General features: G+C 61.2%; 19 protein-coding genes. 18 read left to right on the top strand and 1 reads right to left on the bottom strand.

The window, feature by feature from the left end; all coding sequences use genetic code 11:
- Positions 1-548: 548 nt before the first annotated feature.
- The 8 genes from BKP54_RS22515 to BKP54_RS22480 are packed head-to-tail and all read left to right on the top strand — an operon-like array spanning position 549 to position 8,948.
- Positions 549-1,070 (top strand): Lrp/AsnC ligand binding domain-containing protein, encoded by a 522-nt coding sequence (locus BKP54_RS22515; RefSeq protein WP_280951670.1) that lies wholly within the window; start codon positions 549-551, stop codon positions 1,068-1,070.
- On the top strand, positions 1,067-2,620 hold the full coding sequence (locus BKP54_RS22510) for a hydantoinase/oxoprolinase family protein (RefSeq protein ID WP_245317886.1): 1,554 nt from the start codon (positions 1,067-1,069) through the stop codon (positions 2,618-2,620). Before BKP54_RS22515 ends, BKP54_RS22510 begins: the two co-directional genes overlap by 4 nt.
- On the top strand, positions 2,617-3,780 hold the full coding sequence (locus BKP54_RS22505; protein ID WP_084814997.1) for a DUF917 domain-containing protein: 1,164 nt from the start codon (positions 2,617-2,619) through the stop codon (positions 3,778-3,780). The genes BKP54_RS22510 and BKP54_RS22505 overlap by 4 nt, the downstream gene beginning before the upstream one ends.
- Positions 3,780-5,357 (top strand): ABC transporter substrate-binding protein, encoded by a 1,578-nt coding sequence (locus BKP54_RS22500; protein ID WP_084814996.1) that lies wholly within the window; start codon positions 3,780-3,782, stop codon positions 5,355-5,357. Before BKP54_RS22505 ends, BKP54_RS22500 begins: the two co-directional genes overlap by 1 nt.
- Positions 5,358-5,374: 17 nt before the next feature.
- The gene (locus BKP54_RS22495; RefSeq protein ID WP_084814995.1) at positions 5,375-6,394 is read left to right on the top strand and encodes an ABC transporter permease; all 1,020 of its coding nucleotides are present in this window, start codon (positions 5,375-5,377) and stop codon (positions 6,392-6,394) included.
- A complete protein-coding gene (locus tag BKP54_RS22490; RefSeq protein WP_025429575.1) occupies positions 6,394-7,233 on the top strand; it encodes an ABC transporter permease in 840 nt (279 codons plus the stop codon). Before BKP54_RS22495 ends, BKP54_RS22490 begins: the two co-directional genes overlap by 1 nt.
- Positions 7,220-8,173 (top strand): ABC transporter ATP-binding protein, encoded by a 954-nt coding sequence (locus BKP54_RS22485; protein ID WP_158071721.1) that lies wholly within the window; start codon positions 7,220-7,222, stop codon positions 8,171-8,173. The genes BKP54_RS22490 and BKP54_RS22485 overlap by 14 nt, the downstream gene beginning before the upstream one ends.
- Positions 8,127-8,948 (top strand): dipeptide/oligopeptide/nickel ABC transporter ATP-binding protein, encoded by an 822-nt coding sequence (locus tag BKP54_RS22480; RefSeq protein ID WP_198956865.1) that lies wholly within the window; start codon positions 8,127-8,129, stop codon positions 8,946-8,948. Before BKP54_RS22485 ends, BKP54_RS22480 begins: the two co-directional genes overlap by 47 nt.
- 1,071 nt (positions 8,949-10,019) lie before the next feature.
- On the opposite strand, the gene BKP54_RS22470 is transcribed toward BKP54_RS22480, so the two are convergent.
- Positions 10,020-10,961, bottom strand: a complete 942-nt coding sequence (locus tag BKP54_RS22470; protein WP_084814992.1) for a LysR family transcriptional regulator — start codon at positions 10,959-10,961, stop codon at positions 10,020-10,022.
- A gap of 147 nt (positions 10,962-11,108) precedes the next feature.
- Between BKP54_RS22470 and BKP54_RS22465 the strand changes: the two genes are divergently transcribed.
- The 10 genes from BKP54_RS22465 to BKP54_RS35315 all read left to right on the top strand — a co-directional run bounded on the left by BKP54_RS22465 (position 11,109) and on the right by BKP54_RS35315 (position 21,355).
- On the top strand, positions 11,109-12,290 hold the full coding sequence (locus tag BKP54_RS22465; RefSeq protein ID WP_051509306.1) for a muconate/chloromuconate family cycloisomerase: 1,182 nt from the start codon (positions 11,109-11,111) through the stop codon (positions 12,288-12,290).
- A gap of 12 nt (positions 12,291-12,302) precedes the next feature.
- Positions 12,303-12,593 (top strand): muconolactone Delta-isomerase, encoded by a 291-nt coding sequence (gene catC / locus BKP54_RS22460; protein ID WP_025429570.1) that lies wholly within the window; start codon positions 12,303-12,305, stop codon positions 12,591-12,593.
- Positions 12,594-12,669: 76 nt separating this feature from the next.
- A complete protein-coding gene (catA, locus tag BKP54_RS22455) occupies positions 12,670-13,608 on the top strand; it encodes a catechol 1,2-dioxygenase (protein ID WP_084814991.1) in 939 nt (312 codons plus the stop codon).
- Positions 13,609-13,711: 103 nt separating this feature from the next.
- Positions 13,712-15,070, top strand: a complete 1,359-nt coding sequence (locus BKP54_RS22450; RefSeq protein WP_084814990.1) for a Rieske 2Fe-2S domain-containing protein — start codon at positions 13,712-13,714, stop codon at positions 15,068-15,070.
- A complete protein-coding gene (gene benB, locus BKP54_RS22445; protein WP_025429567.1) occupies positions 15,067-15,555 on the top strand; it encodes a benzoate 1,2-dioxygenase small subunit in 489 nt (162 codons plus the stop codon). The genes BKP54_RS22450 and benB overlap by 4 nt, the downstream gene beginning before the upstream one ends.
- A 42-nt stretch (positions 15,556-15,597) precedes the next feature.
- On the top strand, positions 15,598-16,623 hold the full coding sequence (gene benC / locus BKP54_RS22440) for a benzoate 1,2-dioxygenase electron transfer component BenC (protein WP_025429566.1): 1,026 nt from the start codon (positions 15,598-15,600) through the stop codon (positions 16,621-16,623).
- The gene (gene benD / locus BKP54_RS22435; RefSeq protein ID WP_084814989.1) at positions 16,620-17,408 is read left to right on the top strand and encodes a benzoate diol dehydrogenase BenD; all 789 of its coding nucleotides are present in this window, start codon (positions 16,620-16,622) and stop codon (positions 17,406-17,408) included. Before benC ends, benD begins: the two co-directional genes overlap by 4 nt.
- Positions 17,409-17,451: 43 nt before the next feature.
- The gene (locus tag BKP54_RS22430; RefSeq protein ID WP_084814988.1) at positions 17,452-18,783 is read left to right on the top strand and encodes an MFS transporter; all 1,332 of its coding nucleotides are present in this window, start codon (positions 17,452-17,454) and stop codon (positions 18,781-18,783) included.
- 204 nt (positions 18,784-18,987) lie between these two features.
- Positions 18,988-19,770: a 3-oxoadipate enol-lactonase gene (gene pcaD / locus BKP54_RS22425; RefSeq protein ID WP_025429563.1), complete on the top strand. Its 783-nt coding sequence runs from the start codon at positions 18,988-18,990 to the stop codon at positions 19,768-19,770.
- 1,381 nt (positions 19,771-21,151) lie between these two features.
- On the top strand, positions 21,152-21,355 hold the full coding sequence (locus BKP54_RS35315; protein ID WP_128090478.1) for a hypothetical protein: 204 nt from the start codon (positions 21,152-21,154) through the stop codon (positions 21,353-21,355).
- Positions 21,356-21,603 lie beyond the last annotated feature (248 nt).

Here is a 21,603-nt window from a genome sequence, read left to right as displayed (position 1 = left end):
GTCGGACAAAGTCCTCAGGGGACGATGATCTATGTGACTGTGCCGGGGCCAGGGTCGAACAAACCATTGAAGTCGCTATCTTCGAAAGGTCGGATCCATCGCGAAACAGCGCGAAGGGAAAGCCCTTCCAGATCTCATCGAAGCCAAAGTCGCGGAGTACGGGGGCCTCCAGGATCGATTACCGGAGCGGCTTGCCGGGCCTAGGCTTCCCGGATCCCGGCCGTCGGCCGTCGCTATGCTGAGCCTCCGAGAGACGAGGCTTTTAACCGGTCAAGCTGCGCGCGAACTGGCTCTGGCCGCGTTGCTGCCGGCGCCTGGTACGCTCATTTCAATTGTTTCACCCGTATATCCCTTCAAACGGCAGCGTGCGTCTCATTCGACCAGGCGCTCGTTGCCACAGGCAGTGCCGATATGTGATCTGAGTGACAAAAAATCAGGCCGTATCGGCAAAAATACTGATTGCCATGCCGATTCGGAAGAAAATTAAATTGACATGATCCCGAAACGGAACTTAAGCTCTCTGTCACGCGCTAATAGAGGGGCATCTCGTGACAAACCGAGACGATCTGGACGATCTAGACCGAACGATCATTTCAATGTTGACCGAAGACGGGCGGCTGTCCGCATCGGAAATCGCAGGACGCATCGGCAATGTTTCCGAGCGCACGGTGCGCAACCGCATTGCCGCGCTCCTGCAGAACCGCCACATCGTCATCGGCGCCATTCCCGACCCGACAGCCATTGGTCGTGACGTGCAGGCTGAACTGTTGATCGAGGTCGAGCCCGGCAAGATCGACGAAATCGCCGCCGAACTCGGCGAGTATGACGAGGTCGGATATCTCGCCGCGATCACCGGGCGCTACGCGCTGGCGGCGTCGGTCTACTTCGACACCAACGCCGAACTATTTGAATTTACCGAGGGCACGATCGGCAAGATCCCCGGAGTGCACCGGGTCGTCACCAACATGATCCTCAGGATGTACAAGATCTACGGCACGCGCACGACGGCACTCAGCCAGCGCGAGCCGAAGCCAAACGGGGCGGGGCGCCGCACCAGGAGGACGAAATGATGGAGCGTTTGCGCATCGGTGTGGATGTCGGGGGAACGAACACGGACGCGGCGCTGCTGCGGGGCAACGAGGTTCTCGCGACAATCAAGACGGCAACGACCGAGAACGTCACCGATGGCGTCTCGCGCGCAATCCGGTCGGTGCTTTTCGCCGCCGGCATCCCAGGCGATCAGGTCGGCGCCGTGATGATCGGCACGACGCATTTTCTCAACGCGCTGGTCGAGCGGCGCCGTCTGCAGCGCACCGGCGTGCTGCGGCTTTGCGGCTCGGCCACGCGCGCCCTGCCTCCGATGATTGATTGGCCCGAGGATCTCAGGCTCGTCGTCGATGGCGGCGCCGCGCTCGTGGGCGGTGGCGTGAACTATGACGGCTCGGCGATCGCGTCGCTTGATGCGGACTCGATCCGGCAAGCCTGCCGCGACTGGCGCGAGCGAGGTATCAGCGCAATTGCCATTTGCTCTGTGTTCGCGTTGGTCGACTCCCGCATGGAGGTTGAGGCGGCGGCGATCGTTGCCGCGGAACTGCCCGGCGCATCGATCAGCCTGTCGCATCGCATCGGCCGAACCGGCCTTTTGCAGCGCGAGAGCGCGACCATCCTCAATGCCAGCCTCCACCATCTCGGCCAAGAGACGATCGCGGCTTTCCGTCAGGCGTTTGGCGATCTCGGCCTTTCCTGCCCGCTCTATCTCACCCAGAACGACGGCACCTTGATGTCGGCTGACTACGCCGAACGTTTTCCTGTCTTTACCATCGCTTCCGGTCCGACCAACTCCATGCGCGGTGCGGCCTTCCTCACCGGTTTGAAGGATGCGGTTGTCATCGATATCGGCGGCACGACGACAGATATCGGCATGTTGATCGGCGGTTTCCCGCGCAGTCGCGGCGAGGGCGCTTCGATTGCCGGCGTGCCCACGAATTTCCGAGTGCCCGATGTGTTCTCGTTCGGCCTCGGCGGCGGCAGCCTCGTGCGCGACGAGGATGGATTGCGCATCGGGCCGGAATCTGTGGGCTTCCGTCTGCCGGAAAAGGCACTCTGCTTCGGCGGCGACGCTTTGACTGCAACCGATATCGCCGTTGCGGCCGGGCTTGCCGATCTCGGAGACAAGACCCGATTGAAGCACCTGGACGCTGCAATGGTGGCCGCCGTACTTGCCAAGATGAAGAGCGATGTCGAGGTGGTTGTCGATCAGATGAAGCCGGGTCCGGAGCCCATTCCGGCGATCCTTGTCGGTGGCGGCTCGGTGCTGATCGATGGTCTCCTGGAAGGAACCAACGTCTCGCTGCGGCCTGACCACTTCGGTTCGGCCAACGCCATCGGTGCTGCGATCGCCCAGGTCTCCGGGGAGGTCGACAACATCGTATCGCTCGACGGCCAGTCGCGACAGGCGGCGCTCGATGGCGTTATCGCCGAGGCGCGCCGACGCGCGGTCGAGGCAGGGGCGGCCGAACACACTGTGACGCTCGCCGAAATCGATGAAACGCCGCTCTCCTATCTGCCCGGTAATGCCATGCGGATCGCGGCCAAGGTGGTGGGGGATCTCAACCCATGAAGTTCTGGGACTTGCAGGAAACCGATATCGACCGGATCGCGCTTGGCGCCGGCATCCTTGGCACAGGCGGCGGCGGCAGCCCCTATCTCGGTGCGCTGATGGCCAAGGATCAGCTTCGGCAGGGGCGCCGGATCAGGGTGGTCCGCCCGGCCGACCTGGCACCGGATTCCATGGTCCTGGCGCTCGGCGGTATCGGCGCGCCGACGGTCGGCATCGAAAAGATGGACGAGGGCGACGAAGGCATGCGGGTACTGCGCTCGGTCGAAGCCTTAATCGGGCGCCGGATCGACGCCGTCATAGCCGACGAGATCGGCGGCGCCAACGGCATCTCGCCGATGATGACAGCGGCAAAACTCGACATTCCGGTCGTCGATGCCGATGGCATGGGGCGTGCCTTTCCCGAAGTGCAGATGACCACGTTCTTCATCAATGGTCATCCCTCCGCGCCTTCCGCACTGGCCGATGCATCCGGAAACGTGCTTGTCGTCACGCAGGCGACCAGTCCGGAAATGCTGGAAAAGCTGATGCGTGCCGGAACGATCGCGATGGGGTGCACCGCGCACATGTGCACGGCGCCGATGAGCGGCGATTTCGTGCGCCGGTTCGGCGTTCCACACACGGTGAGCCAGGCCTGGCGGCTCGGTGACGCTGTCCTTGCGGCACGTGCCGCCAAGACGGACCCGGTGGCTGCCGTGCTGAACCTGGAAGGCGGGACGCTGCTCCTGCAGGGCAAGGTCATCGATATCGGCCGCAAGATCGAGGGCGGCTTCGTGCGCGGGCGGATGACGATCGCCGGGCTGGGGGCGTTCTCGGGTCGCTCGGTCGAGGTCGATATCCAGAACGAATATCTGGTCGCGTGCGAGGACGGCCGCACTTTGGCGATGGTCCCCGACCTGATCTGCATGGTCGACAGCGAGACAGGGCGGCCGATCGCCACGGAGGAGCAGCGCTACGGTTTGCGGGTCAGCGTCATCGCGATCCCGTCGCCGGCCCTGTTGCGAACCGAGCGGGCGCTTGCGTCCGTCGGGCCACGCGCCTTCGGCTACGCGTTCGATTTCGAGCCGGTGGGCGAGCCGAACGCGGCTGAGCCCGTGCATGCCTATGTCAACGACAAACAGATGGAGCGAGAAACCCTTTCGGCTCCCGTGGGAGCACTGTGATGAAGCGTCGTGATCTGCTGAAAACTGCCGGCTTTGCTGCTCTTGCCCTGGGCGCCGGAATGCCTGTCCTGCGGGGGCGACCGGCAATCGCCGCCGATGGCACGTCCATCTTCACGCTCGCCTATCCCGCGGGATTTCCCGATCTCGATCCCGCCACTTCGTTTTCGAACGACGGTGCAGTGCTTGCCAACACCTATGAGACGCTGACGCGCTACATTCCGGCGCGCGACGGTGCGCAGGCCAAGGTGGAGCCGTTGCTGGCCGAAAGCTGGCAGGCCTCGCCGGACGGCCTGACCTGGACCTTCCGCCTGCGTCCAGGCGTCAAGTTTCACGACGGTGCGGAGTTGACGGCACAGGCGGTAAAAGCCTCGATCGAACGGACCAAGAAGATCGGCGGCGGCGCCTCGTTCATCTGGGCGCCGGTCGAGACGATCGAGACGCCGGACACCGCAACGGTGATCATGCGCCTATCGACGGCGCAGCCCATGGATATCACTGCGGCAGCTGGCTTTGCCGCCTGGATCTATAGCCCCGCCTCGATCGACAAGGACAATGCTTGGTTCAACGCCGGCAACAGTGCCGGCACAGGGCCCTACAAGATCGAATTCTACGAGCCCGGCCAGCGCGCGATCCTCACCCGTAACGAGGGTTATTGGGGCGGGTGGTCTGAGGGCGCTTTCGACAAGGTCGTCTTCGAGATCATCGAAGACGTGGTGCTGGCGCAGAGCAAGCTCGAAAGCGGCGAGGCCGACTGGACCTTCGGCATCCCCTACGACAATCTCGAAAGCTTGAAGGAGCGTCCGGAACTGGCCGTCGTGGCCAACCCGTCCTTTGAAACGCTTGTCGGCATGTACAACACGCGCCGCGCACCGCTCGACAACGTCAAGGTGCGTCAGGCGCTCTCGATCGCCTTTCCCTATGACGACGTCATCGCCGCCGGCACCGCCGGTCTTGGCGCCCGCGCCAAGGGTGTTATTCCGCCTGGTATCTGGGGGCATGATGCGGAGGCCCCGATCCCGGCAACGGACCTCGACAAGGCACGGGCCTTGTTGGCGGAGGCGGGCATTGTGGAAGGCGGACTGGAGCTGACGCTCACCTACGCGACGGGCGATGCGCTCGAGGCGCTGGCCGGCGAACTCTGGAAAGCCAATCTCGAGCAGTTGGGCATTACGCTGACACTGCAGCCGATGGCCTGGGAGGCGCAGTGGCAATTGGCCAAGGCCGATCCCGCCGCAGGGCAGGATATTTTCCTGATGTACTGGTGGCCGACCTTCGTCACGCCTTACGATTACCTGTTCAATCTCTTCCATTCCGAGACAGCGCCGAATTTCAACCTCGGCTATTACGCCAATCCGGAATTCGACAAGCTGATTGACGAGGCGAACACGCTATCGGCAACCGACAGGCGTGCTGCCGAGGTGTCGTTCAAGAAGGCACAGCGCATGGTGATCGACGAGGCGGCGGCGGTGTTTGTCGTCGACAAGCCAAACGTCCACATTATCCGCGCCGATATCAAGAACTACGCCGACAATCCCGCCTATGGCCATGTGACCTTCGTCCATCAACTGAGCCGCTAGGGCAGGAGCGAAGCGTCATGCACCTGATGCGCTATTTGTTACGACGCCTGGTTCTTTCGGTCTTTGTCGTGCTGGGGGTCACTCTGCTGGTCTTCGTCGTGGCTCAGGTGGTGCCGTCCGATCCGGCCGCACTTTATGCCGGTCCCCGCCCGACGGCTGAACAGATCGAGACAGCGCGCAAGGTGCTGGCGCTCGATGCGCCGTTGCATGAACGCTTCTTTTCCTTCGCCGCCAGCATGGCGACCGGCGAATTCGGCGTTTCCTACAAGACGCGTCGGTTGATCGCCGATGACCTATCCGTCTTTCTGCCGGCGACGCTGGAGCTCGCTGTCTTCTCCACGGTGCTGGCACTGCTGATCGGCGTGCCTGCCGGGGTGCTGACGGCAGCCGGGCGCGGCGGGCTGCTCGATCGGTTGGGCGGACTAAGCTCGATTGCCGCCGTGGCGATGCCCACCTTCTTCCTGGCCATGCTGCTGCAGGCCTTCTTTGCGCAGTGGCTCGGCATCCTGCCGCTCTCGGGCAGGCTCTCCAAGGAGTTCGCGGTGCTTGCGCCCTTGCCATCGGTCACCGGCTTCAATCTGGTGGATTCGCTGCTGGCCGGGCGCCCTGCCGCCTTCTTCGATACCTTGTCGCATCTCGTGTTGCCGGCTTTGACGCTTGCCAGCTATCCCGCCGGCGTCGCCATGCGGCTCACCCGGTCGGCCATGATCGAGATCCTGCAGCGACGGCATATCGTTGCGGCCCGTGCGCTTGGCCTATCGGGCTCACGCATCCTGTTCGGACATGCATTGCCGAATGCCATCGGCCCCGCACTCACGGTCGTCGGGCTGAGCTTTGCCTATGCGCTGACCGGCGCCGTGCTGGTCGAGATCATCTTCGCCTGGCCGGGGCTTGGCCGCTACGTCTCCGAGGCGATCCTGTCGAAGGACTTTCCCGTGATAGCCGCTGCAACTCTGGTGGTAACGATCTGTTATGTTGCCATGAACCTCATGATCGACCTGGCACAGGCGATCTTCGATCCGAGGGTGGCCCTGTGATGCGCAATCTTCTCAAGCGCCTGGGCTGGGCCGGCTCCATCAGCCTATTCGTCATCATCTTCGTTGCGCTGCTGGCGATCTTCGCGCCTGTCGTCGCGCCGTTCCCGGCGCAAGGGTTGGGTACTCCCAACATCACAGACAAGCTGATGCCGCCGTCGGCCGAGTATTGGCTGGGTACCGATCATCTCGGGCGCGACATGATCAGCCGCGTGATTTACGGCGCACGCGTCTCCTTGACGACAGGTATCCTGATCGTCGCCCTTTCGCTGGTGATCGGCCTGCCGGTCGGCCTGCTGGCGGGGTATTTCGGCGGCTGGATCGACGATTGCCTGATGCGCGTCACCGACGTCTTCCTGGCATTCCCGGCGCTTCTCTTGGCGGTGCTGATGGCCGCGGCCATGGGGCCGGGCATGGTCAACTCTACGGTGGCGGTCGCCGTCACCTGGTGGCCGTGGTATGCGCGGCTGGCGCGCGCCGAAGTGCTGGTATTGCGCGGCCAACCCTATGTCGAAGCCGCAAGGGTAATGGGGGTCTCGCACGGCACGATCATGCTGCGGCACATCCTTCCGAGTACGATCCGGCCTCTCGCCGTCCAGGCGGCGCTCGATTTTGGTCCGGCGCTGCTGACAGCATCGGCGCTGTCGTTTCTAGGCCTCGGCATCCTGCCCCCGACAGCCGACTGGGGGCAGATGGTCAATGCCGGTCGCGCCTTCTTTCCTCTGCGCTGGTGGTATGCCGCCGCCCCGGGTGTGACCATCTTTGTGCTGGCGCTTGCCTTTTCGGTGCTGGGAGATGCACTGCGTGGCGACGATGGAGGGCAGGGCGATGTCGCTCGTTGAAATCAAGGGACTGTCGATCCACTTCGGCAGCCTCCACAATCCGATCCATGCCGTTCGTCACGTCGACCTGTCGATCGAACGCGGCACGATCCATGGTCTGATCGGGGAATCCGGCTGTGGCAAAACCATTTCCGGCATGGCTCTGCTCGGCCTGTTGCCGCAAAGCGCGCGTGTTTCAGCCGATACCTTTCGCTTCGATGGACTGAACCTTATCGATGTCGCCAAAAGCCTGCGCGGCCGGCGCATTGCCATGATCTCGCAGGATCCGGCTGCAGCCCTCAATCCGGTGCTGCGGATCGGCAGGCAAATGGACGACGTGCTGAAAAGTCACAGCGGTCTGCCGCGCTTCCAGCGGCGCGCGGCCGCCGAGGAATTGCTGGCTGCCACCGGCCTTCCCGATCCGCGACGGGTTCTGAAGAGCTATCCTCACCAGCTTTCGGGCGGCATGCAGCAGCGTGTGATCATCGCGCAGGCACTTGCCACCGGCGCCGACTTCATCATCGCCGATGAGCCTACCACCGCACTCGACGTGACGGTCGGCGCGCAAGTGCTGGCGTTATTGAAGCGCCTTGTCCGCGACCGCGCCCTGACCGTGCTGATGATCACCCACGACATGGATGTGGTAGCCGAATGCTGCGACAGCGCCACCGTGCTTTATGCCGGCCACACGGTGGAGACCGGGCGCATGAGCGTGCTCTTGGCCGCACCACGCCACCCCTACACACGGGCTTTGCTCGCCGCTCTGCCGGATGCAGTGGCTAAGGGCGAGAGGCTGGCGTCGATCGAAGGTCACATTCCACCCCCCTTTGCCGTGATCGAGGGCTGTCCTTTCGCTCCGCGCTGCGCACGCGTCATGGCAGTCTGTCATGAAGCGAAGCCGCCGGAGCGGGATGATGGAAACCATTGCTGGACATGCCACCTGGAGCCGCACCATGGATGAGCCGCTGCTGCAGATCCGCGATCTCGTGGTGCGCTATCGCCGGATGGGCTTGTTCGCGGCACCGCCGTCACCGGCCGTAAACGCGATCAGCCTGGACCTGCCGACCGGCAGCACGCTTGGCCTCGTCGGCGAATCCGGTTCGGGCAAAAGCAGTCTGCTGCGGGCGATCCTCAGGCTTGTTCCGGTCGAAAGCGGCACCATTCGGCTTGAGGGCGAGGATTGGCTGGCTTTGCCTGAACAGGTCCTTCGCGAGCGTCGCCGTGCGATCGGCGTCGTGGCACAAAACCCTTTCCTGTCGCTCAGCCCGCGCCTGACCATTGCCGAAATCCTAGGCGAGCCGATGACGGCACAGGCCGACGTGCCGCTCAAGGAACTGCGAGATCGCGCCGCCGAGATGCTTGAGCGTTGCGGGTTGCCCGCCACTTTCCTCACCCGTCGAGCACGAGAGCTCTCGGGCGGACAGGCGCAGCGCGTCGCCATTGCCAGAGCACTAGTCTTGCATCCCAAGCTGCTCATTCTCGACGAACCGACGTCTGCGCTCGATATTTCCGTTCAGGCACAGATCCTCAATCTACTGGCTGATCTGAAGCAGGAGTTCGGGCTGTCGATGTTGTTCGTCACACACAATCTAAAGGTCGTCCGGCATGTGTCTGATACGCTCGTCGTCATGCGCTTTGGTCGTGTTGTCGAAGCGGGCTCCACGGAACAGGTAACCCTGGCACCGGCGGACGACTATACGCGTCAATTGATGGGATATGGCGGTCACCGACCCTGATCGGCGCCGAACAATCCAAGGACTTCAAGCAGGAGACATCCTGCCTTTCGACCGGCAAAGAACATCAAGCTCGAAAATGCCGAAGCGTCGAACGGTTTGCGGTCGCGCAGCAAGTCTGCGAATGCCGGCATCGGTGTTGGCGGTGGCATCGGGCTTGCAATAGCGCGTCAGTATCGCTCACAGCTACGACCCGCGATCCATCGGACAAAATCTGTTCGCAGAACTGGGCTGCGCCAGCGGATCGGAGCAGTCCGCTCTTGATCATCGCAATGGCACGAGAGCCGTGTCGACAAATCGCACCACCTCGGCTCCGCAGGGGGCACCTAGGTGTTACCTTAAGCACAATGCGCTGCATCGGAGCAAACGATAACTGTCGTGCAACTTCACGGTTGCTTATGTGTCATTTTGGTATTGTTGACAAAACTTAGGATAGCTGCCCTTCTACTTTAGTATAGAGGTGTCGACTGATGCTGGGCGGCGGCCGGAAGTGCTTGCTCACGACGGGTTCGACAGGCGAAGGCGATATTTGAGTTGGCCGTTGCCAGAGCCAGGAAATAGCAACCGACGCATTAACTTGAAGGTGGCGAGGCTTCCCCAACTGATGTCCTGCGTCCGGAGGGTTCAACCAAACTCGGGTCAAGGTCATGGTACAGGTTCGCTTACTGGGACCTTTCGTTGTGGAGACGGGTAGAGCGAGCGTGCAAGCTGGGCTCGGCGCGGACGGCAAGCGACTGGCGTCCTACCTTTTCACTTTTCCGAACCGGCATCATCGCAGGGAAAAGCTTCTTGATCTCCTCTGGCCAGAACTGGAAACTGCAAGAGCACGGGCTGGCTTCAGCACCGCGCTCTGGAAGGTGAAACGCCTATTGGGGTTGGAGCGAAAGTCGAGGGCTCGCCGGTATCGACGATTGCATGATCAGCCCCCACTTCACGCAGGCGAGCGAGGTTCTGCTGCGATCGCGTCGACGCAATGACGGAAAGACCGAGCGCCTTCGCGTAGACGATGGCCGCAAGCCCCACCGATGCGGTTGTGCCTGCTGGATCAAGTATGAGAAAGGTGCGTGGGTTGGGCTACTTGGAAAAAGATGGCCGAAACGGCAGATTGTGCTCGAGCGCCAGCCATGGCGGATTTTCTGCGTACATTTCCTGGATGAGTTGTTTGATCAGGTCGATATAGTACCCGTTGTCGTTTGCACGGTGGTTCAGGATTACGGGCGAGGTGGCGTGCTCGCCTTCCAGCAGCCGATAGTGGACATCATTGCGCATCTGTCGAGCCGAGGACGGGATTATGCAGACGCCGGCGGCGGCAGCGACCAAGCCCAATGCGGTCTGGATTTCCCGCACCTCCTGGACTTCGGGCGGACGCACGTCGTGGTCATGCAGCAAACTCAGCACCTGGTCGGCGAAGCTCGGGCGGGGTTCTTTCGGGTAGACGATCAGGTTTTGGGAAAGGAGCGCCTTCATCGGCAGCGGTGCGGTGTCGGCGGCAAGCGCAGTTTCCTGCGGAATTGCCGCCACCAGCCGCTCCTGGCGCAGAACGATGCTCGCAACGCTTGGGTCTGCATGTCGCACGCGACCGAAGCCGACGTCGATACGACCTTCCTTCAGCGCCTGAATCTGCTGCATAGACATCAGTTCCAGCAGCTGGATATCGAGATTGGGTGCATGCTGGCGCAGCTTTCGCACGAGCGTCGGCAGACCGCCGTAAAGGGTCGAGGCGACGAAACCGATGGACAACACACTGTGCTGATTGAGACCGACGCGTCGGGTCGCCTCCTTCATCTGTTCGACCCGGCCGAGCACCTGCATCGCCTGTTCGTAGAACAGCCGTCCGGCCTCGGTCAGTCGCACCGGCCGGCTCTTGCGGGTGAGGAGCGTGACGCCAAGTTCTTCTTCCAGCAATTGAATCTGTCGGCTCAATGGCGGCTGTGCGATGTGGAGCATTTCGGCAGCGCGGGTGAAATTGCGCTCCCGGGCGACGGCGATGAAATAGCGAAGCTGACGAAGGTCCATTCCAGGCGATCCCATCGCAGTTTAGGTATGTTGCATTGCAAAAGAAGCACCGGTGCAGCCTTCTCCAAGTCTTCCATATCTTAAAGGTATTATTCAAAACGTAAACGGTCTTGGACGAGGTGAGGTCGCGGTGGCTTAATGTCCGCCATGAACACGATCTCCGCACCCTTGCCCACTGCCTTCCGGATTGCTCCCACCGTCGAGCGGATCGAGGCGCTGTTGGTCGATCTTCCGACCATTCGTCCTCACAAGCTCTCTGTGGCGACGATGACCGGCCAGACGCTGATGCTTGTGAAAATCCACTGCAGCGACGGTATCGTCGGCATCGGCGAGGGTGCTACCATCGCCGGTATGGCCTATGGCGCCGAGAGCCCGGAAAGCATGATGCTGGCCGTCGATAGCTATTTCGCGCCGGTGATGGTCGGTCAGGATGCCAGCCGGGTGCAAGCGCTGATGACGCGGCTCGGCAAGATGGTCAAGGAGAACCGTTTTGCCAAAAGTGCCGTCGAAACCGCTTTGCTTGATGCGCACGGCAAGCGCCTCGGGCTTCCAGTCAGCGAACTTCTCGGAGGCCGTCGGCGCGATCACCTTCCGGTCGCCTGGACGCTTGCCTCGGGCGATACCGCAAAGGATATCGCCGAAGCCGAACAAATGCTCTCCATCCGCCGGCACAACATTTTCAAGCTGAAGATCGGCGCAAGGCCGATCCGCGCAGACATTGCCCATGTTGCCGCGATCAAGCGTGCGCTGGGCGACCGCGGCGCAGTGCGCGTCGACGTCAACATGGCCTGGAGCGAGACCGAGGCCGTCTATGGCTTGGCAGCCTTGGCCGATGCCGGCTGCGAACTGGTCGAACAGCCGGTCGCATCGGCCACAGGGCTGGCGCGCCTGATGCGCCGCTTTCCCGTGGCGCTTATGGCAGACGAATCCCTGCACGGCCCGGAATCGGCCTTCGAGATCGCCAGGGTCCACGGCGCCGACGTGTTTGCGGTTAAGGTCGAGCAGAGCGGTGGCCTGTTCAATGCGCTGCGCGTGGCAGCGATCGCTGATGCCGCCGGGATCGAACTTTACGGCGGCACCATGCTGGAAGGCGCCTTCGGTACGGTCGCATCGGCACATGCCTTTTCCACCTTCGCCAACCTGCAATGGGGCACGGAACTGTTCGGCCCCCTCCTATTGACCGAGGAGATCCTCGCGGCCCCGCTGAACTACAGCGACTTCCAACTGACCATTCCCGATGGACCCGGCTTGGGCATCACGCTGGATGAAGACCGCGTCAGGTTCTTCCAGCGCGATGGACTGCGCAAGACGGTAAGCATCGCGAAGTAGAGGAGCCAGACCATGCTGTTTCAAGTTCGCATGGATGTCAGCATCCCGCGAAACCTCGCCCCGGAGGAGGTGGAGGATATTGTCGCCAAGGAGCGGGCCTATTCGCAGGAAATGCAGCACGGCGGCAAATGGCGCCACATCTGGAGGATCGTTGGCGAGTACGCGAACTACAGCATCTTCGACGTGAGGGATAATGACGAACTGCACCAAATCCTGTCGGGTCTGCCCCTGTTCAAGTTCATGACGATCACCGTCACGCCGCTGGTGCGGCATCCGTCGTCGATCCGCGACGACGACAGCTGAGCAAGGAGTGGCGTTGCGCCGGGATGGCGGGCGTCTCGATCGGCTTTCGCAACATCCAAGAAGGAGGAGAATGGCAATGGATATAAAGATTTTCGACAAGCCCGAGGTGCAGGACTTCCTGAAGGTTCTGAGCGGCTTGAATAGCGACACCGGCAATCCGCGCATGAAACAGATCGTTCATCGGGTGATGTCCGACCTGTTCAAGGCAATCGACGACCTCAACATTACTCCTGACGAATACTGGACCGGCATTGCCTGGCTCAACGAACTCGGTGCTTCGGGACAGGCGGGTCTGATCTCGCCCGGTCTCGGCCTCGATCATTTCCTCGACGAGCGCCTCGATGCAATTGACGCAGCGCTCGGCATCAAGAATCCGACCCCGCGCACCATCGAGGGCCCGCTCTATGTGGCGGGAGCCCCGTCCTCGGAAGGATTTGCCCGTCTTGACGACGGCAGGGACACCAACGGCCATACGCTGATCATGCACGGAACCGTCTATGACGCCGGCGGCAAGCCGCTACCGGGCGCTGCCGTCGAAGTCTGGCACTGTGACACACGCGGGTTCTACTCACACTTCGACCCGACCGGACTACAGGCGCCGTTCAACATGCGCCGCACGATCATCGCCGATGCGAAGGGCTGTTACAAGTTCCAGAGCATCGTGCCGCACGGTTACGGTGTCCCTCCGGGCAGCCCGACCGAAAAGCTGCTTTCGGCGCTCGGCCGTCATGGTCAGCGTCCGGCACATATCCACTTCTTCATCAGTGCCGACGGCCACCGCAAGCTGACCACCCAGATCAATATCGACGGCGATCCGCTGGTCAACGACGATTTTGCCTACGCAACCCGCGACGGTCTCGTTCCGGCCATCATCGAACGCACCGACGATGCCAGGATAAAGGCAAACAATCTCACCGGTCCGTTCGCCGAGATTGAATTCGACATTCATCTCACCGCGCTCGTGAACGGCGTGGACAATCAGGTCAACGAGCAGCGCCAGCGCGCCGCGGCGTAAGCCGCTGTGGCGGCTGAGAGAGGCCGCCACCCCGAACATTGTGAATTCGGCATTGTTGCAGCGGCCGCACGGGAAGAGGTGTGCCGCGAGCGGGAGAAGATCCATGTCTGTGATTATCGAAAAAGCCCATGACCTCGACCAGTTGCTTGCAACTGCGGTGCAGGATGACAAGGAGGCCGGCGTGTTTCGTTGCCGGCGCGACATTTTCACCAATGCCGAATTGTTCGAACTGGAGATGAAGCACATCTTCGAGAGTAACTGGGTCTATCTCGCCCATGAGAGCCAGATCCCCGACAACAACGATTATTACACCACCTACATCGGCCGCCAGCCGGTGGTCATTACTCGCGACAAGACCGGCGAACTCAATGCCGTAATCAATGCCTGCGCCCACCGCGGTGCCATGCTTTGTCGTCGTAAGCACGGCAACAAGGGCAGCTTCACTTGTCCCTTCCACGGCTGGACCTTTTCCAACACCGGCAAGTTGCTCAAGGTGAAGGACGAGAAGACGACCCAGTATCCACCGCAGTTCAACCAGAGCGGCTCGCACGACTTGAAGCGTGTTGCGCGTTTCGAGAACTATCGCGGCTTCCTGTTTGGCAGCTTGAACGCTGATGTCGCCCCACTCGAGGACTATCTCGGCGAAACCAGGGTGATCATCGACCAGATCGTCGACCAGGCGCCGGACGGGTTGGAAGTGCTGCGTGGCAATTCCTCCTACATCTATGACGGCAACTGGAAGCTCCAGATGGAGAACGGTTGCGACGGCTACCATGTCAGTTCCGTGCACTGGAACTACGCTGCGACCATGGGCCGCCGCGCCGAGGAAGGTACCAAAGCGGTGGATGCCAACAGCTGGAGCAAGTCCACCGCCGGCGTCTACGGCTTCGAAAACGGCCATATCCTGCTGTGGACCCGAACGATGAATCCTGAGGTGCGCCCCGTCTACGGCGCGCGCGAGGAGATTGCTGCGCGTGTAGGCGAGGACAGGGCGAACTTCATCGTCAACCAGACCCGCAATCTCTGCCTCTATCCGAACGTCTTCCTGATGGACCAGTTCAGCACGCAGATCCGCGTCACGCGGCCGATCAGCGTGGACAGGACCGAGATCAACATCTTCTGCTTCGCGCCGAAGGGCGAAAGCGCCGAGAACCGCGCGCTGCGCATCCGTCAATACGAGGATTTCTTCAACGTCTCGGGCATGGGTACGGCCGACGACCTGGAGGAATTCCGGGCCTGCCAGGCTGGATATGCCGGTATCGCCGCGCTCTGGAACGACATGTCGCGTGGCGCGCCACTGTGGATCGAAGGTCCGGACGACAACGCCAGGCAGATGGGAATGAATCCGCTGCTTTCCGGCGAGCGCAGCGAGGACGAGGGCCTATTCGTGCGCCAGCACGAATACTGGGCGAGGGTGATGCGAGAGGCGCTCGCAGGCGAGCGCAAGGAGGTCGCGGCATGAGCATCACCTACGAAAGCGTCTGCGCCTTCCTCTACAAGGAGGCACGCCTGCTGGACGACCGTGAATGGGACCAGTGGCTCACCTGCTATGCGAAGGACGTGGCTTACTGGATGCCGGCCTGGGACGACGATGATCAGATCACCGAGGATCCGCATTCGCAGATTTCGCTAATCTACTATCCGAGCCGCGAGGGCCTGGAAGACCGGGTCTTCCGGATCAAGACGGAGCGGTCCGGCGCATCGACGCCGGAGCCGCGCACCAGCCACAGCGTCACCAACGTCGAGGTGCTGGAGGAGCGCGGCGAGGAGGTGGATGTCCGCTACAACTTCAACACACTCAACCACCGCTACAAGGTCACCGATCACTTCTTCGGAACCATCTTCGTCACGCTGCGCCGCAGCGGCGACCAGCTGCTGATTTCAGCCAAGAAGATCGTGCTGAAGAACGACTACATCCGCCAGGTCATCGACGTCTATCACATCTGACGAGCGTCGCCGGGCGGGCAGGAAACTTTTGAGGAGGGTTCCATGGCCAGTTACAACATCGCATTGAACTTCGAGGACGGCGTTACCCGTTTCATCGACTGCAAGGACGGCGAGAAGGTGCTCGATGCTGCCTACCGCAGCAAAATCAACCTGCCGATGGACTGTTCCGACGGCGTCTGCGGCACGTGCAAGTGTCGCGCCGAAAGCGGTTCCTACGACCTCGGCGACGACTATATCGACGATGCGCTGACCGCGGACGAGGCGGAGACCGGCCTCATCCTTACCTGCCAGATGAAGCCGACATCGGATTGCGTCATTGCTGTGCCGACGACCTCCGTCGCCTGCAAGACCGGGCAGCAGACCTTTGCCGCCACAGTCGCCAGGGTGGTACCGCACAACGATGCGGCGATCGTGCTGGAACTGGACGTGGACGGCGATGCGCCCGCCTTTCTGTCCGGCCAATACGTCAATATCGACGTGCCGGGCAGCGGCCAGCACCGTTCCTATTCCTTCAGCACCGCGCCCGGCGAGAAGCGCATCGGCTTTCTGATCAAGAAGATCCCGGGCGGCGTGATGAGCACCTGGCTCGAGCGCGCCGAAACGGGAGGGAAACTCGACCTGATCGGCCCGATCGGCAGCTTCTATATGCGCAAGGTCGAACGACCACTCCTGTTCCTGGCCGGCGGGACGGGGCTGGCACCGTTCCTTTCCATGCTGGAACTACTGGCCCGCGAACATTCGCAGCAGCAGGTCCACCTGATCTACGGCGTGACCCGCGATCTGGACCTGGTCCTCGTGGACGAGGTGGAGGCCTATACCGGCCGGCTGCCCAACTTCACCTACACCACCGTGGTCGCAGAGGAGGCCTCCAGCCATCCCCGTAAGGGCTGGGTGACCCAGCACATGCCGGCCGAGGCGCTCAACGGCGGTGATGTCGACGTCTATCTCTGCGGTCCGCCGCCGATGGTCGATGCCGTGCGCAAACATTTCGACGACAACGGCGTCATGCCCAACAGCTTCCACTACGAAAAGTTCACACCGAACGCGGTCGCGAAGGAGGCCGCATGAGCACCGCGCGCTTCACGGACCGTTTCGCGGGCAAGGTGCTGGTCGTCACGGGCGCCGCGCAGGGTATCGGCCGCGCCGTGGCGCAACGCGCCGCCGAGGAGGGCGGTAAGGTGGTCTTCGTCGACCGCGCCGCCTTCGTTGCCGACGTGGCGGCGGAAGTGAAGGGCGCGGATGCGGTGGCCTTCAGCGCCGATCTCGAGACCTATGACGGTGCCGCGGCGGCGATGCGCTTTGCCAGCGAAAAATTCGGCGGCATCGATATCTTGATCAACAATGTCGGCGGCGCGATCCGGATGCGCCCCTATTCGGAGTTCGAGCCGGAACAAATCGACGCCGAAATCCGCCGGTCCCTGATGCCGACGCTTTACTGCTGCCATGCCGTTCTTCCCTATCTGTTTGAGCGCGACGGCGGAACGATCGTCAACGTGTCCTCGAATGCCACGCGCGGCATCCATCGTGTGCCCTACTCGGCAGCAAAGGGCGGCGTGAACGCCATCACCCAGTCGCTGGCCATGGAGCTCGCCGAGCGCAACATCCGCGTGGTCGCCACGGCCCCCGGCGGCACGCAAGCACCGCCGCGTCGCATCCCCCGCAATGCCACTGGCGACACGGCGGCGGAACAGGGCTGGATGGCCGACGTCGCGGAGCAGGTGAAGCATTCGAGCTTCATGAAACGTTACGGCACGATCGACGAGCAAGCAGCGCCGATCCTGTTTCTCGCCTCGCACGAGGCGTCCTACATCACCGGCAACGTGCTGCCGGTCGCCGGAGGAGACCTCGGCTGAAATTCAAAGACTGACCTGCGTAACGACTCGTGGAGGAGCGAACATGCGCGCTATCGATGTGAATGAAGCCATAGACAACAATCCGGTCGGACGCTTTCAATGGACGGTGGTCGGCCTCTGCGCCCTGTTGCTGATCGTCGACGGCTACGATGTCTTCGTCGCCGGAACCGTGCTGCCCACCCTCATGGCGGAGTGGCAGCTCAGCAAGCCGGAGGCAGGGGCACTGCAGGCCTGGGCGCTGTTCGGGATGATGTTCGGCGCTCTCTTTTTCGGCCCGTTGGCCGACAAGATCGGTCGCAAGAAGGGCATTGCGATCAGCTTCCTGCTCTTCACCGTCTCCACCCTCCTGACCGGCTTTGCCAACACGCCGACGGAGTTCAAGATCTTTCGCTTCATCGCCGGACTCGGCTGCGGCGGCTTGATGCCGAACGCGGTGGCGCTGATGAACGAATATGCTCCGAAGCGCCTTCGCGGCACCATGGTGGCCTTGATGTTTTCCGGTTACTCGGTTGGCGGAATGGTTGCTGCGGCGCTCGGCATCGGCTTGATTCCGCAGTTTGGTTGGCAGCCGATGTTCTTCATCGCCGCTGTCCCGCTACTCATGCTTCCGGTCATTCTGTGGAAACTGCCTGAGTCGCTCGGTTTCCTCATCCGCCAGGGCAGGCAGGAGCAGGCGAAACGGATCTATGCGAAGATCGCGCCGTCCGCGCGTCTCGCCGCCGGCGACACGCTGACCTTTACCGAAACGAAGGGGGCCGCCGCTTCCGTTGCTGAGCTCTTCCGGCATCAGCGCGCCTTGCGCACGGCAATGCTCTGGGTGGCCTTCTTCTGCTGCCTGTTGCTGGTCTACCTTCTGTCCTCGTGGCTGCCCAAGGTGCTGCAGGAAGCCGGTTATGCCGAAAGGGCCAGCCTGCTGAGCCTCTTCTCTCTCAATTTCGGCGGCATGATCGGGGCAGTCGCCGGCGGCTGGCTCGGTGACCGGTTCGGGCTTCCAAAGGTCGTGGTCGGCTTCTTCGCCGCAGCCGCGATATCGATCGCGCTCATCGGCTTCAATCCGCCTGCCGGCGTGCTCTTCCTGATGGTGTTCATCGCCGGTGCCACCACGATCGGCACACAGATCCTGCTCTATGCCAGCGTGGCTCAACTCTATAATCTCTCCGTGCGCTCCACGGGGCTCGGCTGGGCCTCCGGCATCGGACGCATTGGCGCAATCGTCGGACCCACACTTGGCGGCCTCTTGCTGGCGAAGGAATTTCCGATCCAGCAGAACTTCCTGATTTTCGCATTTCCGGCGGTCATCTCGGCATTGGCGATGCTGGTGTTCGCGGTCAGCAACGCGCGTCGTTCGAGCGACATGGTGCTGGCGGCAGCATGAGGCGACGGCCAGCGGTAAGGGACACCGACGTGCGGACGCCTCTCTCCCGGTCGGTGTAGGCGGAGCGCCTCTCCCCGAGTTTGTCGGACGAACCGCTGGCCCCCGCCGTGCACTTCTTCGCCTTCGCACTGTCTACTTCCGTGCGACAAGGCCAATCCGAGAGCCGCGATGCGCGCGGTCTCGCCAAAGCGGACGATTGAATGCATGCCCTACCTCGAACTTCCCGACCATCGCCTCCACTACCGTATTGACGCGAACGACCCGGTTTCGCCTTGGCTCGTATTCTGCAACTCGCTCGGAACCGATCTTCACATGTGGGATGCGCAGGTGGCCGTGCTGTCACGGCACTTTCGTATTCTGAGGTATGATCGCCGCGGTCACGGCCAATCTTCGGCCCCGCCGCCACCCTACTCACTGGCCGATCTCGGTAGGGACGTGATCGCTTTGCTCGATGCGCTGGAGATCGAGCGGGCGCATTTCTGCGGACTGTCTATTGGCGGCCTGACTGGGCAGTGGCTGGCCATCAACGCCGGCCAGCGCCTTGGCAAGATCATCCTCTGCGCCACAGCGGCCAAAATCGGTACCGCCGAAGGCTGGGCCACACGAATGGATGATGTGCGGGCGAACGGACTAGAACCTCTCTCCGTCGCTACGGCCGAGCGGTGGTTTACCCCGGCCTTCACGGCCTGCGAACCCGGCACCGTCCGCGTTGTGCTCGAGAACTTCGCAGCGACATCGGTCGACGGCTACGCCGGGTGCTGCGCAGCCCTTGCCGGCGCCGATCTCCGGGAAGAAATCCAGCACATCGCCAATCCTCTGCTTGTCATCTCCGGCGACGAGGACCCGGTATGCCCGCCATCCGACCTGGCACATATATCTGCCACTGTGCAACAGGGCCGGCAATTGTCCTTGCATGGCCGCCATATCGTTAATGTCGAGGCCTCGCAGGCGTTTAACGCTGCGCTGCTGGAGTTTCTCCTTGGCTAGCGAAAAACCCGTGGTTGCGCCTGATGCCAGCGATCCACAGTTGAATACTAATTCCCGCTACCAGATGCTTTTGATGGCAAGTTGGTCATTCCGGCCGGTGGTCGGCACGTTGCCGTCATCTGGGCACGCCAGAAAGTCTGGAGGTGGGCATGTGTGCTTTGTCGGGCCGAGTTCGACCACGGTCCAAACGGCCCAAAATCCGTAAACTACAATACGCCTCCAAAGGTGCATTGTTCTCGTTTTGCGCGTCAAACATCGCGAATGCTCTGAGGCGATGCAGCTGGATGGCGATGGCCGAGTGTTTTGGCCGAACGAAGAGATTTCGGACCGCCGAGAAGACGGTCGTGAAACGTTGCGGCGCACCTGACGAGCCCCCGGGAACTGATCGCCGCTCTCGCCGACAGCGATCGGGCAAGAGCCTGCGCCCTGATGGAGCATCACATCGGAGCCATCCGTCGATGCGCGCAGCGGCTTCAATGACATCGGCATGGAGGGCCGTGTCTGCCGCGCTCTAAGCAACGCTTCGGCATAGAGCACGGTGGGGCTCATTAAGTAATACTTTTAGGAGTGGATATTTGTCTCGTAAAGAACTGACTTTTAATTAGTCCAATCACGCAGTGTCGGTTTTTTATTCCATTGCAACTTTTCCGCTAATCGTAATATCAAAAGCGACAGAAAGACCTACCTTAATTTGCAACGGAACAGAAATGCTGGATCTAATTCGCTCCCACATATTGCTATATCGTATAATATTGGTAGGAATTGTGGCTGCGCTATGCGTTGGTCAATACAGCAGAATTATAGTAATGTGGTTGGCTTTCTTGTATATTGTTGGAAAAATTTACGAAGTATTTTTCATGCGCGGCGGAGATTCTTATGCCAGAGACGCATTTACGCTGAAACTAACCCTGATCTCTAATTTAATAGATTCAGTTTGGGCTGGGTTTCGCAAATAGAATGTACCCTGCTTAGGGGCGGTCATGAGTGAGAGTGAAAAACGTGCGTTCGACTGGGAGAGCTGGGGCATCCGAAGCGGCTTCTGTTTCTTATGCTCGTGCGCAGATGAGTCCCTGTCGCTCGGCGCAGCGTCGTCACGCTGTGTTCGGGCTTCAACATCGGTCTGATGTCATTCCAGAGCCCGACTGCAAACGGTCGAATTGGATCGCCAGCTTCGTTTGCGATCGGTCGAGTAAGAAGCGCATTGATCACTTTGGCTTTGGATACATCGATCTCGCGCGCCGGGATTGGGCCGATACTCACTTTCAAGGATTTGGTCATTCAAGGCCTCTCAACTCCGCTTCTATGGGGACAACTTCGGCGTTGACTTTGCAAGGGTTGCCACCAGAACTTACTTTTTTGGAAGTCAATTGGTGGAGGGGGCATGCAATACGTAGCGGAGAATAAAGAATGGATTTTCAGTGGTGCAGGCGCTGTCGTTGTTGCTGCTATCCTAACGGCAATCGCGCGTCGTCTCTCCAGAAACAACGATCCGGGCCATAACAATCAAATGCAGAAAAGCGGCTCGTTTTCTACGAACACTCAGATTGGTTCTGTCACCGATCGCCAAGAAGAAGACAAGAAATGATCTCACTTCAGCGTAGGGGTACACACTTCACCTCACAACGCTAAATAGGTGGAGGAGGGGTCGCCCTTGGATCGCGCTAAAACGATGATGAAAATCGCGAAAACAGTTTCCCGGAATATTGCAACCATCGTCATTGCAATATTCCTGCTACAGATAGCCCTAGCGATCTTGATATCTGTTGCAATCTTTTTCCAGGCAATCAAGGAGGTAGCACTCTCTCGTTAGGGTATGAGCGATCGCCATGGGTG

Source organism: Ensifer sp. 1H6 (assembly GCF_001976035.1).
Taxonomy (GTDB): domain Bacteria; phylum Pseudomonadota; class Alphaproteobacteria; order Rhizobiales; family Rhizobiaceae; genus Ensifer; species Ensifer canadensis.
The sequence above is the reverse complement of the archived record's forward strand: the minus strand, read 5'-3'. Positions and strand labels throughout refer to the sequence as shown.